The following is a 14,688-nucleotide window of genomic DNA, read 5'->3' on the forward strand; positions in this document are numbered from 1 at the left end:
TTGTTGCTCTTATCCCTTCACGATCCGGCGGCAATGGACCAACGCCGCTTCAATCAGGTTCTCGCTCGCCTCCGGTGTGCGGAAGGCCGAATGCGCCGACAACGTCACGTTCGGCAGCTTCGTCAGCGGATGATCGCCGGGCAGCGGCTCGATGTTGAAGACATCAAGGCCGGCGTGGCGGATATGGCCGGACTTCAGCGCCTCGATCATGGCGGCCTCGTCGACAACAGCGGCGCGGGCGGTGTTGATGAGAATGACGCCGCGTTTCATAGCAAGGATCTTCTCGCGCGTGATCATGCCGCGCGTCTCGTCGTTGAGCAGCAGGTGCAGCGACACCACGTCGCTTCTCGCCAGCACGCTGTCGAGATCGGTAAATTCGACCCCCGGATAGCTCTTCGGCGAACGGTTCCAGGCGATCACCTTCATGCCGCTGCCGGACGCGATGCGCGCGACCTCCGCGGCGATGCCGCCGAAGCCGATCAGGCCGAGCGTCTTGCCGGTGAGCTGCATGCCGTCCTCCCGCAGCCAGTTCCCGGCGCGCATCTCGCGGTCCATCATCGCAATGACGCGGGCCGACGCCCACATCAGCGCGATCGCGGATTCCGCAACCGCCGTGTCGCCGTAGCCCTTGATCAGATGCACGGAGATGCCGAGCTCGGCGAGCTCTTCCGGATTCATGTAGCTGCGCGCGCCGGTACCGAGGAACACGACGTGCTTCAGCCCGGTGCATTTCTTCGCGACTTCGGTCGGCAGTGCGGTGTGGTCGACGATCGCGATCTCGGCGCCGTCGAGAATATCAGGATATTGCTCGGGCGTGATGTCGGGATTCCTGTTGATCCGCACCTTGGGATCACCAGGCTTCCCCAGCCGCTCCATGATCACGGCCAGCGATTCATTGGCGTCGACGAAAACTCCGCGCATGGTTCTCTCCGCTCAGGATGCGACGCCGGCGACTGCCAGCACGGTATGCATGAGGACGTTGGTGCCCGCGGCGCAGTCGCCCTGCGTCGCATCCTCCAGCTCGTTGTGGCTGATGCCGTCCTTGCAGGGCACGAACACCATCGCCGCCGGCATGATCGTGTTGAGATTGCAGGCGTCATGGCCGGCGCCGGAGGTGATGCGGCGCGAGGAATAGCCGAGCGTCTTGGCGGCGCTCTCGACGGCAGCGATCAGCTTCGGATCGAAATGCGTCGGCGGCTTGCGCCAGACGAGGTCGATCTTGACCTCGACCTTGCGGCGCGCGGCGATCTCGGCGATTGCCGCTCGCAAATCGCGGTCGAGCGCGTCCATGATGGCACCGTCGGCACTGCGGCAGTCCATGGTGAAGGCGATCTCGCCGGGAATGACGTTGCGCGAGGGATTGGCGATGACGGCCTCGCCGATCGTGCCGACGGCGTTCGGCCCGTGCTTCCTCGCAATCGACTCCATCGCCAGCACGATCTCCGACAAGGTCGCCAGCGCATCGCGCCGCAGCGGCATCGGCGTGGAGCCCGCATGGCTCTCGAAGCCGGAGATCTTGCCGTCGTACCAGAGCACGCCCTGGCCGGAATCGACCACGCCGATGGTCTTGCCTTCGGCTTCCAGGATCGGCCCCTGCTCGATGTGCAGCTCGACGAAGCAGCCGAGCTTCTGGAAGCCGACCGGCTTGTCGCCGCGATAGCCGATGCCGTCGAGCGCCTGGCCGACGGTGGTGCCCTCGGCGTCCTTGCGCGACAAAATGTCGTCGGTGGTGAAGTCGCCGACATAGGCGGCGGAAGCCATCATCGCAGGTGCGAAGCGCGAGCCTTCCTCGTTGGTCCAGTTCACGATGCAGATCGGCGCCTCGGTCTCGATGCCGGCATCGTTCAGCGTGCGGATCACCTCCAGCGCGCCGAGCGTTCCCAGGATGCCGTCATACTTGCCGCCGGTCGGCTGGGTGTCGAGGTGCGAGCCGATGCCGACGGGCAGCTTCGACATGTCGCGGCCCTTGCGCAGGCCGAACTGTGATCCGAGCGCGTCGACGTGGACTTCCAGTCCGGCATCCTCGCAGGCCTTGCGGAACCAATCGCGCACCTGCTTGTCTTCACGGCTCAAGGTCAGCCGCCGCACGCCGCCTTTGGCCGTCGCGCCGAATTGCGCGGTCTCGTGGATGGAGCCCCACAGGCGGGCGGAATCGATTTGCAGGTTGGTCGCGGCTCGGCTCATGCGGTCGTTCTCTCTTTTGTCCGGCGCCTTTTTCAATGACGCGCCTGTGCGGGCGCGTCAACCGCGAGGCTGCTCTGCGCAATTTGCCGTGCAAGCTCGGCGACGCGCTCCACGGCGACGACATCAGGCGAGGCCAGCCAGCTCGCGGTGAAGGTCAGCGGCGCGATGGAAAGATCGGTGTCGAGCAGCTGCAGCCGTCCGTCGGCGAGTTCGTTCTCGACGATGGCGTCGGGGATCACGGCGATGCCAAGGCCCTCGACCGCCATGTGGATAACGGTCGCCAGCGAAGCGGACGCATGCAGGCGGATCGGCGGCAGCTCCGGCCGGTCGAACACCTCGCGCACGACCTCGTAGGGCTTGGTCTTGCGCGGGAAGGTGATGATCGGAAACCGCGCGAGGTCCGCCGGCGTCACCGGGCCCTTGCCGAGCCCGAGCGAGGGACTCGCGAGGAAGCCGATCGGATAATCGGCGAGCACGCGGTTGTGCACGCCGGAGGCGGACAGCGGTCCGACCACGAAGGCGAGCTCGATCTCCTGTGCGAGAAGGCGCGCGGTGAGGTTCGGCGTGATATCGACCTCGATCTCCAGCGACAGGTTCGGATAGACCTCGTTGACGCTCTTGACGAGCCGCGGCAGCCAGGTGTGCACGATGGTCTCGGCGACGCCGAGCCGCATCACGCCGCGCATCGCCGAAGCATCGCCGATCTCCGCCATCATCGCAGCGCGCAGGCCGATCAGCTTCTCCGCGTAGACCATCATCTGCCGGCCGCTCGGGGTCGGGGAGGCGATGCGATGGTCGCGGTTCAGGAGCTTCACGCCCATCTCGCGCTCGAGCTGGGCGATGCGCTGGGAGATCGCCGGCTGGGTGGTGTTGAGCCGTTGCGCGGCGCCACGGAAGCTACCGAGCTTCACAACCCATAGGAACGTCTCGATCGACCTGAAGTCCAGCATTGGAAGGATTTCCCCAGTCGATAAATCAGATTTATCGAGATTGATTAGAAACGAAGATTAGACTTTATAGCACGCTTGGTGTTGGCTTGTCTTTGTCGAGTTTATAGGCAGGTCGATCACATGACTGTTTTGGTGGCAGCGCAGCAAACTGAAACACCCGACGCCCTCCCGAGCCGCAAGGCCCGGCTCGCCTACCGCGAGGGGCTGGTCGCCTCCACCGCCGGTGTCGCCCCCGGATACGTCCAGGGCAATCTGGCGATCCTGCCGGCGGAATATGCCGGTGCCTTCCACCGCTTCTGCCAGCTCAATCCCAAGCCGTGCCCGATCATCGGCATGTCCGACGTCGGCAGCCCTTACATCCCCTCGCTCGGCGCCGATCTCGACATCCGCACCGACGTTCCGCGCTACCGCGTCTGGCGCGACGGCGAGGTCGTGGACGAGCCCACCGACGTGAAGAGCTACTGGCGCGACGATCTCGTCACCTTCGTGCTCGGCTGCTCGTTCTCGTTCGAGGAGGCGTTGCTCGAGGAGGGCATGCCGATCCGCCACATCGAGAAGAACGTGCGCGTGCCGATGTACCGCACCAACATCGCCTGCGGTGTATCAGGTCCGTTCGCCGGTCCCATGGTGGTGTCGATGCGTCCGTTCAAGCCGGCCGATGCGATCCGCGCGGTGCAGATCACCTCGCGCTATCCGGCCGTGCACGGCGCGCCCGTGCATCTCGGCCATCCGCATCTGATCGGCATCAAGGATATCGCCAAGCCCGACTACGGCGATCCGGTGCCGGTCGCCGACGACGAGATCCCGGTGTTCTGGGCCTGCGGGGTGACGCCGCAATCGGTCATCAACGCCGCGAAACTGCCGTTCGCGATCACGCATTCGCCCGGCCTGATGCTGGTGACCGATCTCAAGAACAGAAACATGGCCGTGATTTAGTGGGCAGCGTCTGCTGCTTCTTCGGGCTTTACCGCATCCACCAATCGCTTCATTCGATCAGCCGAAATTCAGTAACAGGGGACTTTGCCATGACGATCACTCGCCGCGACGTGTTGTTGGGGGCCACCGCCACTGCCGCCCTAGTGCCGCTGGCAGCGCGCGCACAGAGCTCGGAAGTCGTGATCGGCGTGATCTATCCCTTCTCCGGCGGCAGCGCGCAGCAGGGCGTCGACGCGCAGAAGGCCTATGAGACCGCGCTCGAAGTCATCAACAAGGACAGCGATTTCGACCTGCCGCTGGCGAAGGGCGAAGGCCTGCCGGGCCTCGGTGGCGCCAAGATCCGACTCGTGTTCGCCGACCATCAGGCCGATCCGCAGAAGGGCCGCGCCGAGGCCGAGCGCCTGATCACGCAGGAGAAGGTCTGCGCCGTCATCGGCACTTACCAGAGCGCGGTGGCCGTCACCGTCAGCCAGATCTGCGAGCGCTATCAGGTCCCGTTCCTGTCCGCCGACAATTCCTCGCCGAGCCTGCACCGCCGCGGCCTGAAATATTACTTCCGCGCCTCGCCGCACGACGAGATGTACTCGGCTGCGATGTTCGACTTCTTCGACGCCATGAAGAAGAAGGGCACCAAGATCGAGACGCTGTCGCTGTTCCACGAGGACACCATCTTCGGCACCGATTCCGGCAATGCCCAGACCAAGATCGCCGGCGAGCGCGCCTACAAGATCGTCACCGACATCAAGTATCGCGCCAACTCGCCCTCGCTCTCTGCCGAGGTGCAGCAGCTCAAGACCGCCAATGCCGACGTGCTGATGCCGTCGAGCTACACCACCGACGGCATCCTCCTGGTCAAGACCATGGCCGAGCTCGGCTACAAGCCGAATGCGATCGTGGCGCAGGACGCCGGCTTCTCCGAGAAGGCGCTCTACGATGCCGTCGGCGACAAGCTCGAAGGCGTGATCTCGCGCGGCACCTTCTCGCTCGACCTCGCGCAGAAGCGGCCGATGGTCGGCAAGATCAACGAGATGTTCAAGGCCAGGTCCGGCAAGGATTTCAACGACCTCACCTCGCGGCAGTTCATGGGCCTGATCATCCTCGCCGACGCCATCAGCCGCGCTAAGTCGACCGACGGCGAGAAGATCCGCGACGCGCTTGCCGCGACCGACATCCCGGGCGAAAAGACCATCATGCCCTGGAAGCGCGTCAAGTTCGACGACATGGGCCAGAACAACGACGCCGATCCGGTGCTGCTGCAATATGTCGGCGGCAAGTTCGTCACCATCTTCCCGCCGCAGGCCGCGATCGCCGAGGCGATCTGGCCGATGAAGTAAGCGCTGCGGGGGCAGCGGAGCAGGCGCTGTGGGAAGCAAGCTGCTCCCACACCGTCATTGCGAGGAGCGAAGCGACGAAGCAATCCAGACTGCTTCCTTCGAAACATTTCTGGATTGCTTCGCTTCGCTCGCAATGACGAAGCCTGTCGTGACGTTTCGAACGGGGGACCAGAGTTGACAGCCCAAGCCATTATCCAGAGTCTCGCGAGCGGCCTTCTGATGGGCCTGCTCTACGGATTGATCGCGGTCGGCCTCGCGCTGATCTTCGGCCTGATGGACGTCACGAACTTCGCCCATGGCGAGTTCCTGATGATTGCGATGTATCTGTCCTTCTTCCTGTTCGCGTTCTTCGCGATTGATCCCTTGCTGTCGGCGCCGCTGGTCGCTGCGGCACTCTTCATATTCGGAGCGGTCGTCTACCTGCTCCTTGTACGTTTCGCCATGCGGGCCAAGGCCAACGCCGGCATGGTGCAGATCTTCACCACCTTCGGCCTCGCCATCGTCATGCGCGGCCTTGCGCAGTATTTCTTCACGCCGGACTATCGCAGCATCCCACAATCCTGGCTCGGCGGCAAAACCATCTCGATCGGCGGAATCTTTCTGCCGGAGCCGCAACTGGTCGGCGCGCTGGTCTCGATCGCCGCTTTTGCAGGTCTCTACTTCTTCATCCACCGAACCGATTTCGGCCGCGCGATCGAAGCGACCCGCGAGGATCCCGGTGCAGTCGCGCTTGTCGGCATCGACAAGAACCGCGTCTTCGCGTTCGGCTGGGGGCTCGGCGCCGCGCTGGTCGGTCTCGCAGGCGCGATCATGGCGGTGTTCTTCTACATCTATCCCGACGTCGGCGCCTCCTTTGCGCTGATCGCCTATGTCACGGTGGCGCTCGGCGGCTTCGGCAGCGTGTTCGGCGCCTTCGCCGGTGGCATCATCGTCGGTCTCGTCGAAGCGGTCACCGCGCTGGTGCTGCCGCCGTCGCTGAAATCGGTCGGCATCTACTCGGTCTATCTGCTGGTCGTCTTCATCCGGCCGCGCGGCCTGTTCGGATCGATGTGATGGACAAGGATTTTGCAGCGCGGCGCCGCCGCGACCTCATCATCGCCGCAGCGCTCGCTACCATTGCCGCGCTGACGCCGTTGTTCGTGAAGGACGTCGTCGTCCAGAACATTCTGATCCTGACACTGATGTATGCGGGATTGTCGCAGAGCTGGAATATCCTGTCCGGCTATTGCGGGCAGATCTCGCTCGGCCACGCGCTGTATTTCGGCCTCGGGGCCTATACCACCGAGCTGCTGTTCACGAAGTTCGGCGTGCTGCCCTGGTTCGGCATGCTGGCGGGCGGGGTGGTGTCGGCGCTGATCGCGATGGGGCTCGGCTATCCCTTCTTCCGCCTGCGCGGCCATTACTTCGTGATTGCCACCATCGTCATCGCCGAGATCGGCTTGCTTTTGTTCCACAACTGGGAATGGGCCGGTGCCGCGATGGGTATCACCATTCCGATCCGCGGCGACAGCTGGCTGAAATTCCAGTTTCTGCGCACCAAGCTGCCCTACTTCTATTTCGCGCTGGCGCTGTGCTGCCTCGCCTGGTTCGTGACATGGTGGCTGGAAAACTCCAAGTGGGGATTTTGGTGGCGTGCCGTCAAGGACAACCCGGAGGCGGCCGAGAGCCTCGGTGTCGACGTGTTCAATTCCAAGATGGGTGCGGCCGCGGTCTCCGCCTTCCTTGTCGCCGTGGGCGGCAGCTTCTACGCCCAGTTCGTCTCCTACATCGATCCGGAAAGCGTCATGGGCTTTCAGTTCTCGCTGCTGATGGCGCTACCGGCCGTGCTCGGCGGCATCGGCACCCTGTGGGGGCCAGTGTTAGGGGCGGCCATCCTGATCCCGCTGACTGAGCTGACGCGCTTCAAGTTCGGCGGCTCGGGGCGGGGTGTCGACCTCATTGTCTACGGCACGCTGATCGTTCTGATCTCGCTGGCCCTGCCGCGCGGCCTGCTGAGCCTGTTTTCACGCCCGAAGAAGACGGGAGCTGCCCGATGAGCGCGCTGCTCGAAACCCGCGGCGTCTGGCAGCGCTTCGGCGGCCTCGTCGCCAACAGCGACGTCTCGATATCGGTCGACCGCGGCGAGATCGTCGGCCTGATCGGCCCGAACGGCGCCGGCAAGTCGACGCTGTTCAATCTGATCGCCGGCGTGCTGCCGCCGACGCAAGGCTCGATTTGGTTCGACGGCGAGGACGTCACCCGCATGCCGGCGGCGATGCGCTGCCAGCGCGGGGTAGGACGCACCTTCCAGGTGGTCAAGAGCTTCGAGACCATGACTGTCATCGACAACGTCATCGTCGGTGCACTCGTGCGCAACACCGTGATGCGCGAGGCCCGCCGCAAGGCGCATGAGGTGCTGGAGTTCACCGGCCTTGCCGCGCGCGCCGACGTGCTCGCCAGCGACCTCGTACCGGCCGAGAAGCGCCGCCTCGAAGTCGCGCGGGCGCTTGCGACCGAGCCGAAGCTGCTGCTGCTCGACGAAGTCCTCACCGGCCTGACGCCGACCGAGGCGCAGACCGGCGTTGCCCTGGTGCGCAAGGTGCGCGATGCCGGTATCACCGTGCTGATGGTGGAGCACGTCATGGAGATCGTGATGCCGCTGGTGGACCGCGCCATCGTGCTCGACCTCGGCAAGGTGCTGGTCGAGGGCAAGCCCGCCGACGTCGTGCGCGATCCCAAGGTGATCAAGGCATATCTGGGAGATCGTCATGCTGTCGGTGCGTGAAGTCACCACCGCCTATCAGGGGCTGGTCGCCATCTCCGCGGTCTCGATCGAGGTCCAGAAGGGCGAGATCGTCTGCGTTGCCGGCGCCAACGGCGCGGGCAAGTCGACGCTGCTGAAATCCATCGCCGGCGCCGAGCGTCCGCGTTCGGGCACGGTGACGTTCGACGGCAAACGCCTCGACGGCATGGCGCAGCATCACATCACGGCCACCGGCATCGCCTATGTGCCGGAAAACCGCCGGTTGTTTCCGCGCCTGTCGGTGCGCGACAACCTTCGCCTCGGCAGCTATCTCTACCGGGGCGAAGCGAACCGCGAAGAGCCGCTCGATCTCGTCTTCAAGCTGTTCCCGCGCCTCCAGGAACGTCTGGAGCAGCGCGCCGAGACGCTCTCTGGCGGCGAGCAGCAGATGCTCGCGATCGGCCGCGCGCTGATGACGCGTCCGCGGCTGTTGATGCTGGACGAGCCCTCGCAGGGCATCATGCCGAAGCTGGTCGACGAAATTTTCCAGGCGGTGAAGCTCATCCGTGACTCCGGCATGACCGTCCTCATCGTCGAGCAGCGCATGGCCGAGTGCCTGGAGATCGCCGACCGCGCCTATATCCTGCAAACCGGCCGCGTGCTGATGCAGGGTGCGGCGAGCGAGATCAAGGGCAATCCGGACGTGCGGAAGGCATACCTGGGGCTGTAGCCGAATAGTATCGGGCACGCCCGCGCAACATACCCGGTGTCATCGCCCGACTTGAACGGGCGATCCAGTACTCCGAGACGTCAGAGATATGCGGAGAAGCCGCGGCGTACTGGATTCCCCGCTTTCGCGGGGAATGACAGCGGTGGTGAGGCGACGCTCGTCCACCCTTTACCGCAAGTCGCTAATGTTCGTGCCCGTGCTCCGGCAGCGTCACCCCGAACACCTTCACCAGATCCTTCACCTGCGCCGGCGACAAATACCGCGGGTTCATCCCGCGCAGCAGCAGGTACAACTTGGCCGTCTCCTCCAGCTCCTCCGTCGCGAACACCGCAGCTTCCAGCGTGTCGCTGGCGACGACCGGGCCGTGATTGGCGAGCAGAACGGATGAATATTTCCCGGCCAGCCCCTTGATCGCATCTGCAACCGCGGGGTCGCCGGGGCGGTAATAGGGCACGAGCGCGGTGGCGCCGCATTTCATCAGGTAATAGGCCGTCATCGGCGGCAGCGCGGCGCGCGGATCGATCTCGGGCAGCATCGAGAGGGCGACCGAATGGGTGGAGTGCAGATGCACGATTGCCCGCGCGCTTCCGCGCGTATCATAAAGCGCATTGTGCAGCGGAACTTCCTTGGTCGGCGCATCGCCCGACATTAACCGGCCCTGCTGGTCCAGCCGTGACAGTTTCGCGGGATCGAGGAAGCCGAGCGAGGCGTTGGTCGGCGTCACCAGCCAGCCGCCATCGTCCAGCTTGACGCTGATATTGCCGGAGGAGCCCGGCGTCAGCCCGCGCTCGAACAGGGACCGTCCGAAGCGGCAGATGTCCTCGCGCAGCAATGTCTCATTGCTCATGGCCGTCATGCCTGCTTGTCTCACGCTTTGGCAGCGCGGCCAAGCCGTGTTATTCGGTTGCCAAGCTGCCGCAAAGGGCGGCCATCCGGGAAACGCTCGCAAGGGTCAGTTGCATATGTCCGCCTCCACCTCACAAAATCAGCGTATTGCCGTCGTCGGGCTCGGCTCGATGGGATTTGGCATGGCGACCTCGCTCAAGAGCGCCGGCCATGCCGTGACCGGCTGCGACGTCTCGGCGGATGCCGTCGCGCGCTTCGTGAAGGACGGCGGCGCGGGGGCCAAGACGCCGGCCGAAGCGGCCAAGGACGCAGACATCGTCGTCAGCGTGGTGGTCAATGCCGCGCAGACCGAAACCATCCTGTTCGGCAAGGATGGCGCCGCCGAGACCATGCCCAAGGACAGCGTGTTCATCTCCTCGGCGACGATGGATCCCGACGTGGCGCGCCGTCTTGCCAAGCAGCTGGAGGCGACCGGCCGGCACTATCTGGATGCGCCGATCTCCGGCGGGGCGCAGCGCGCCGCGCAAGGCGAATTGACGATTCTTGCCTCCGGCAGCTCGGCCGCCTTTGCCAAGGCGCGGCCGGCGCTCGATGCCATGGCTGCAAAGCTCTACGAGCTCGGCGATGCCGCCGGGCAGGGCGCTGCGTTCAAGATGATCAATCAGCTGCTCGCCGGCGTTCACATCGCCGCCGCCAGCGAAGCCATGGCGTTCGCAGCCAAGCAGGGCCTCGACATCCGCAAGGTCTACGAGGTGATCACGGCCTCGGCCGGTAATTCCTGGATGTTCGAGAACCGCATGCCGCATGTGCTCGACGGCGACTACACGCCGCGAAGCGCGGTGGAGATCTTCGTCAAGGACCTCGGCATCATCCAGGACATGGCGCGCACGGCCCGATTCCCCGTGCCGGTCTCCGCCGCCGCGCTCCAGATGTTCCTGATGACATCGGCCGCCGGCATGGGCCGCGACGACGACGCATCGGTCGCGCGCATGTATGCGCAGGTCACCGGCGTCAAGCTGCCCGGCGACAAGTAACAGAGGATCTCCAATGCCCCGTTTCGCCGCCAATCTCTCGATGATGTTCACCGAGGTGCCGTTCCTCGACCGCTTCGACGCCGCCGCGCAAGCGGGCTTCACCGCGGTGGAATTCCTGTTTCCGTACGAGCATGCCGCCGAGGCCGTCGGCGAACGGCTCAAGCGCAACGGCCTGACCCAGGCGCTGTTCAACCTGCCGCCGGGCGACTGGAACGCCGGCGAGAAGGGCTTTGCGGCGCTGCCATCGCGCTTTTCCGATCTCAAGGCGAGCCTGGAGACGGCGCTGCCTTATGCCAAGGCGACGGGCGTCAAGCGCCTGCACCTGATGGCCGGCATCGCCAATCGCGGCGAGCGCGTCGCGATCGAGGCCTTCTACAAATCGGTGGCCTGGGCCGCCGAGTTCTTCGCGCCGCACGGCATCGACATCGTGATCGAGCCGATCAATGCGCGCAACGTGCCCGGCTACTTCCTCAACGATTTCGGCTTTGCGCGGGATCTGATCCAGGAGCTGAGGCTTGCGAACCTGAAGCTCCAGTTCGACATCTATCACTGCCAGATCATCCATGGCGACGTCACCATGCGGCTGCGCGAGATGATGCCGATCATCGGCCACATCCAGATCGCGAGCATTCCCTCGCGCAACGAGCCCGATGGCGAGGAGCTGAACTATCCCTTCCTGTTCGATGAGCTCGACCGGCTCGGCTATGCCGGCTTCGTCGGCTGCGAATACAATCCCCGCGGCAAGACCACCGATGGGCTTGCCTGGTTCAAGCCTTATGCGGGAGTGAAGTCGTGACACTTGCGTTGGGCTGCATCGCCGACGACTACACCGGCGCCTCCGATCTCGCCAACACGCTGACGCGCGCGGGCCTGCGCACCGTGCAGACCATCGGCGTGCCCGCCGACGATCTCGCGCTGCCCGAGGTCGATGCCGTCGTGGTGTCGCTGAAGAGCCGCTCGATCGAAGCCGGCCTCGCGGTGTCGCGCTCGCGCGCCGCTGAAACATGGCTGCGCGACCGCGGCGTGGGCCACGTGCTGTTCAAGATCTGCTCGACCTTCGATTCCACCGACGCCGGCAATATCGGTCCGGTTATGGATGCGCTGCGCGCCGATTGCGGCGAGGGAGCCGTGCTGGTGACGCCTGCCTTTCCGGAGACCGGGCGCACCGTCTATCAGGGCAATCTGTTCGTCGGCGCCGTGCCGCTCAGCGAGAGCCCGCTAAAGGACCATCCGCTCAACCCGATGCATGATTCCAACCTGGTGCGCGTGCTGGCGCGCCAGAGCAGCACGCAGATCGGCCTCGTCGATCTCGCCACCGTCGCGCGCGGCGCGGAGGCCGTGCGGGCACGGCTGGCCGAGCTCGCCGCCAGGGGCATCGGTGCCGCGATCATCGACGCCGTGTTCGACCGCGACCTCGAGACCATCGGTCTCGTCGCCGCTGAACATCTTCTGTCGGTCGGCGCGTCCGGCATGGGCCTCGGGCTTGCGCGCGCGCTGGTGTCGACGGGCAAGGTGAAGCCGGCGCCGAGCGGCGAAACCGGCGCGGCCGTCGGCGGCCTGGCGGCATGCCTTGCCGGCAGCTGCTCGCAGGCGACGCTTCAGCAGATCGCCAGCGCCGAACGCATCATGCCGGTGCTTCATCTCGATCCGGAGCGGATCGTCGCGGGCGCCGCTGAAGCGCAGCGTGCGCTGGACTGGGCGAGGCCGCGGCTTGCGGAAGGTCCGGTGCTGATCGCTTCGAGCGCGACGCCGGACGCCGTTGCGGCCGTGCAGGCGCGCCATGGCCGCGATGCCGCAGGCCACGCCATCGAGCAGGCCATGGCCGGCATCGCCGAGGGTCTGGTGCAGGCCGGCGTCCGTCGCTTGATCGTCGCCGGTGGCGAGACATCCGGCGCCGTGGTCGATCGGTTGAAAATTCCTGGATTTCTCGTAGGAGTAGAAATCGCGGCGGGAGTCCCGGTGCTGCGCGCGGTCGGTGCAAGCTCCGGCGAGATGTTGCTCGCTTTGAAATCTGGAAACTTTGGCGGTCCGGACTTCTTCTCCGACGCGCTTAGGCTCATGCGCTGAGCGCAGAGCCTCCTTAGTCCATCGTTCATTTCTTTCGGCTTCGGTACTCGTACGGAGCCGCAGTTAACATTTGCGCAGGTGCTCTGCGCTCAGATGTCGCCGCAGCTCCTCTTTGGTTGATTCTTAGAGCTTCGACGCGCATCCGCGCCAGCACAACGAGATCCGATTATGTTCGCCAACATTTCCATCCGCGCCAAGATCATCAGTGTCGTGGCATTCCTGCTCGTCGCGATGGCCGGCATGGGCCTGCTCGCCATCATGAAAATGCGGTCGATGAACGCCAACACGGTCGACATCACGATGAATTGGATGCCCAGCGTGCGGGTGCTGGGCGAGCTTCGGGCGAGCGTCATCACCTATCGCAACGTGGTCCGCCAGCACATGCTTTCCGACACGCTGGACGAGAAGCTCGCCAACGAAAAGACGGCCGTGACGGTGCTCGAGGCGCTTGCCAAATACCGCAGCCGCTACGAGCCGATGATCACCTCGCCGGAGGAGAGGGCGCTCTACACCCAATGGGCAAAGCTCTGGGACGATTACAAGAGGGGCACCGAAGAGGTGATGGCGCTCTCGCGCAAGGAAGCCGGCAAGATCCCACACGAGGCCCGGGAGCTGAATACGAAGACCGTCAACAAGCTCGGTCTTCAGGCAGACGAGGTCCTGACCAAGGACATCGAGCTCAACACCAAAGGCGGAGAACAGGCCGCCCAGGACGCCGCCGACAGTTACGCCTACGCCTTCATGCTGGTCTCGGCCATTCTCGGCGCTGCTATCGTCATCGGCATCGCCGTCAGCTTCTATCTCGTCCGCGACGTCTCTAGCGGCATCAACTCGATCACCCTGCCGATGCAGGCCCTGGGCCGAGGCGACCTCTCCGCCGAAGTCCCGCATCGCGGCGAGAAGACCGAGATCGGCGCCATGGCCGACGTGCTCCAGATCTTCAAGGAGGCGTTGATCGCCAAGAAGGCCGCCGACGAAGCCGCCGCGGCCGACGCCGAAGCCAAGATCGAGCGCGGCCGCCGCGTCGACGACATCACCCGCGAATTCGAAACGATGATCGGCGAGATCGTCCAGACCGTGTCATCGGCCTCGACCCAGTTAGAGGCCTCCGCCTCGACCTTGACCGCGACCGCCGACCGCTCGCAGCGGCTGGCGACCACGGTGGCCGACGCTTCGGAGGAAGCCTCCACCAACGTGCAGTCGGTGGCCTCGGCGACCGAGGAGATGGCCTCGTCGGTCGGCGAGATCAGCCGCCAGGTGCAGGAATCAGCGCGGATGGCGGGCGATGCAGTCGGTCAGGCCCGTGCCACCACCGAGCGCGTCAGCGAATTGTCCAAGGCCGCCGCGCGCATCGGCGACGTGGTCGAGTTGATCAACACCATCGCCGGCCAGACCAACCTGCTGGCGCTCAACGCCACCATCGAGGCGGCGCGCGCCGGCGAAGCCGGCCGCGGCTTTGCCGTCGTCGCCTCCGAGGTGAAGGCGCTCGCCGAGCAGACCGCGAAGGCGACCGGCGAGATCGGCCAGCAGATCTCCGGCATCCAGACGGCGACCAACGATTCCGTCGGCGCCATCAAGGAGATCTCCTCGACCATCGAGCGCTTGTCGGAGATCTCGTCGGCCATCGCGGCTGCGGTGGAAGAGCAGGGCGCCGCGACGCAGGAGATTGCCCGCAACGTGCAGCAGGCGGCGCAGGGCACCCAGCAGGTGTCGTCCAACATCACGGACGTGCAGCGCGGCGCGACCGAGACCGGCACGGCCTCCTCGCAGGTGCTGTCCGCGGCGCAGATGCTGTCGAATGATTCGGGCCGGCTGAAGAACGAGGTCAGCAAGTTCCTGACCAACGTCCGCGCCGCGTAGACAGACGTGGGTTCCACAAGCAAGG

At 65.0% G+C, this 14,688-nt stretch carries 14 protein-coding genes; 10 read left to right on the forward strand and 4 right to left on the reverse strand.

Annotated elements, in window-relative coordinates:
- Positions 1–9: 9 nt before the first annotated feature.
- From I6F37_RS22225 to I6F37_RS22235, 3 genes are read right to left on the reverse strand one after another with little or no spacing between them, the layout of a single operon-like run.
- Positions 10–921: an NAD(P)-dependent oxidoreductase gene (locus tag I6F37_RS22225; RefSeq protein ID WP_036004881.1), complete on the reverse strand. Its 912-nt coding sequence runs from the start codon at positions 919–921 to the stop codon at positions 10–12.
- Between the two features lie 12 nt (positions 922–933).
- Positions 934–2,184, reverse strand: coding sequence for a Zn-dependent hydrolase (locus tag I6F37_RS22230; protein ID WP_225152701.1), 1,251 nt, complete (start codon positions 2,182–2,184; stop codon positions 934–936).
- Positions 2,185–2,216: 32 nt separating this feature from the next.
- Positions 2,217–3,134: a LysR family transcriptional regulator gene (locus I6F37_RS22235; RefSeq protein WP_036004923.1), complete on the reverse strand. Its 918-nt coding sequence runs from the start codon at positions 3,132–3,134 to the stop codon at positions 2,217–2,219.
- A gap of 120 nt (positions 3,135–3,254) precedes the next feature.
- On the opposite strand from I6F37_RS22235, the gene I6F37_RS22240 reads away from it, so the two are divergent.
- The 6 genes from I6F37_RS22240 to I6F37_RS22265 all read left to right on the forward strand — a co-directional run bounded on the left by I6F37_RS22240 (position 3,255) and on the right by I6F37_RS22265 (position 8,856).
- Complete coding sequence (locus I6F37_RS22240; protein ID WP_036004926.1) at positions 3,255–4,070, forward strand: putative hydro-lyase; 816 nt, start codon at positions 3,255–3,257, stop codon at positions 4,068–4,070.
- Positions 4,071–4,159: 89 nt separating this feature from the next.
- Positions 4,160–5,404, forward strand: coding sequence for an ABC transporter substrate-binding protein (locus tag I6F37_RS22245; protein WP_036004928.1), 1,245 nt, complete (start codon positions 4,160–4,162; stop codon positions 5,402–5,404).
- Positions 5,405–5,578: 174 nt separating this feature from the next.
- On the forward strand, positions 5,579–6,457 hold the full coding sequence (locus tag I6F37_RS22250) for a branched-chain amino acid ABC transporter permease (protein ID WP_036043193.1): 879 nt from the start codon (positions 5,579–5,581) through the stop codon (positions 6,455–6,457).
- A complete protein-coding gene (locus I6F37_RS22255) occupies positions 6,457–7,440 on the forward strand; it encodes a branched-chain amino acid ABC transporter permease (RefSeq protein WP_036004933.1) in 984 nt (327 codons plus the stop codon). Before I6F37_RS22250 ends, I6F37_RS22255 begins: the two co-directional genes overlap by 1 nt.
- A complete protein-coding gene (locus tag I6F37_RS22260; protein ID WP_036004935.1) occupies positions 7,437–8,168 on the forward strand; it encodes an ABC transporter ATP-binding protein in 732 nt (243 codons plus the stop codon). The genes I6F37_RS22255 and I6F37_RS22260 overlap by 4 nt, the downstream gene beginning before the upstream one ends.
- Positions 8,152–8,856, forward strand: a complete 705-nt coding sequence (locus tag I6F37_RS22265; protein ID WP_036004938.1) for an ABC transporter ATP-binding protein — start codon at positions 8,152–8,154, stop codon at positions 8,854–8,856. Before I6F37_RS22260 ends, I6F37_RS22265 begins: the two co-directional genes overlap by 17 nt.
- A 181-nt stretch (positions 8,857–9,037) precedes the next feature.
- On the opposite strand, the gene I6F37_RS22270 is transcribed toward I6F37_RS22265, so the two are convergent.
- Positions 9,038–9,712 (reverse strand): aldolase, encoded by a 675-nt coding sequence (locus I6F37_RS22270; RefSeq protein WP_036004941.1) that lies wholly within the window; start codon positions 9,710–9,712, stop codon positions 9,038–9,040.
- A 106-nt stretch (positions 9,713–9,818) separates the two neighbouring features.
- On the opposite strand from I6F37_RS22270, the gene ltnD reads away from it, so the two are divergent.
- The 4 genes from ltnD (at position 9,819) to I6F37_RS22290 (ending at position 14,663) form a co-directional block, all read left to right on the forward strand.
- Positions 9,819–10,736, forward strand: coding sequence for an L-threonate dehydrogenase (gene ltnD, locus I6F37_RS22275; protein WP_225139551.1), 918 nt, complete (start codon positions 9,819–9,821; stop codon positions 10,734–10,736).
- A gap of 13 nt (positions 10,737–10,749) precedes the next feature.
- Positions 10,750–11,532: a 2-oxo-tetronate isomerase gene (otnI, locus tag I6F37_RS22280; protein WP_036043197.1), complete on the forward strand. Its 783-nt coding sequence runs from the start codon at positions 10,750–10,752 to the stop codon at positions 11,530–11,532.
- Positions 11,529–12,803 (forward strand): 3-oxo-tetronate kinase, encoded by a 1,275-nt coding sequence (gene otnK, locus I6F37_RS22285; protein ID WP_036004948.1) that lies wholly within the window; start codon positions 11,529–11,531, stop codon positions 12,801–12,803. The genes otnI and otnK overlap by 4 nt, the downstream gene beginning before the upstream one ends.
- 168 nt (positions 12,804–12,971) lie before the next feature.
- Entirely contained in the window at positions 12,972–14,663 is a 1,692-nt protein-coding gene (locus tag I6F37_RS22290; protein ID WP_225152703.1) for a methyl-accepting chemotaxis protein, read from the forward strand.
- Positions 14,664–14,688: the final 25 nt, after the last annotated feature.

Origin of the sequence: Bradyrhizobium sp. NBAIM08, from assembly GCF_020193935.1 — a bacterium.
GTDB classification, from domain to species: domain Bacteria; phylum Pseudomonadota; class Alphaproteobacteria; order Rhizobiales; family Xanthobacteraceae; genus Bradyrhizobium; species Bradyrhizobium yuanmingense.

What these genes read in the sequence shown, in the direction of transcription:
- I6F37_RS22225 (WP_036004881.1), bottom strand. Translation starts at nt 921, where the DNA reads ATGCGCGGAGTTTTCGTCGACGCCAATGAATCGCTGGCCGTGATCATG.
- I6F37_RS22230 (WP_225152701.1), bottom strand. Translation starts at nt 2,184, where the DNA reads ATGAGCCGAGCCGCGACCAACCTGCAAATCGATTCCGCCCGCCTGTGG.
- I6F37_RS22235 (WP_036004923.1), bottom strand. Translation starts at nt 3,134, where the DNA reads ATGCTGGACTTCAGGTCGATCGAGACGTTCCTATGGGTTGTGAAGCTC.
- I6F37_RS22240 (WP_036004926.1), top strand. Translation starts at nt 3,255, where the DNA reads ATGACTGTTTTGGTGGCAGCGCAGCAAACTGAAACACCCGACGCCCTC.
- I6F37_RS22245 (WP_036004928.1), top strand. Translation starts at nt 4,160, where the DNA reads ATGACGATCACTCGCCGCGACGTGTTGTTGGGGGCCACCGCCACTGCC.
- I6F37_RS22255 (WP_036004933.1), top strand. Translation starts at nt 6,457, where the DNA reads ATGGACAAGGATTTTGCAGCGCGGCGCCGCCGCGACCTCATCATCGCC.
- I6F37_RS22260 (WP_036004935.1), top strand. Translation starts at nt 7,437, where the DNA reads ATGAGCGCGCTGCTCGAAACCCGCGGCGTCTGGCAGCGCTTCGGCGGC.
- I6F37_RS22265 (WP_036004938.1), top strand. Translation starts at nt 8,152, where the DNA reads ATGCTGTCGGTGCGTGAAGTCACCACCGCCTATCAGGGGCTGGTCGCC.
- I6F37_RS22270 (WP_036004941.1), bottom strand. Translation starts at nt 9,712, where the DNA reads ATGACGGCCATGAGCAATGAGACATTGCTGCGCGAGGACATCTGCCGC.
- ltnD (WP_225139551.1), top strand. Translation starts at nt 9,819, where the DNA reads ATGTCCGCCTCCACCTCACAAAATCAGCGTATTGCCGTCGTCGGGCTC.
- otnI (WP_036043197.1), top strand. Translation starts at nt 10,750, where the DNA reads ATGCCCCGTTTCGCCGCCAATCTCTCGATGATGTTCACCGAGGTGCCG.
- I6F37_RS22290 (WP_225152703.1), top strand. Translation starts at nt 12,972, where the DNA reads ATGTTCGCCAACATTTCCATCCGCGCCAAGATCATCAGTGTCGTGGCA.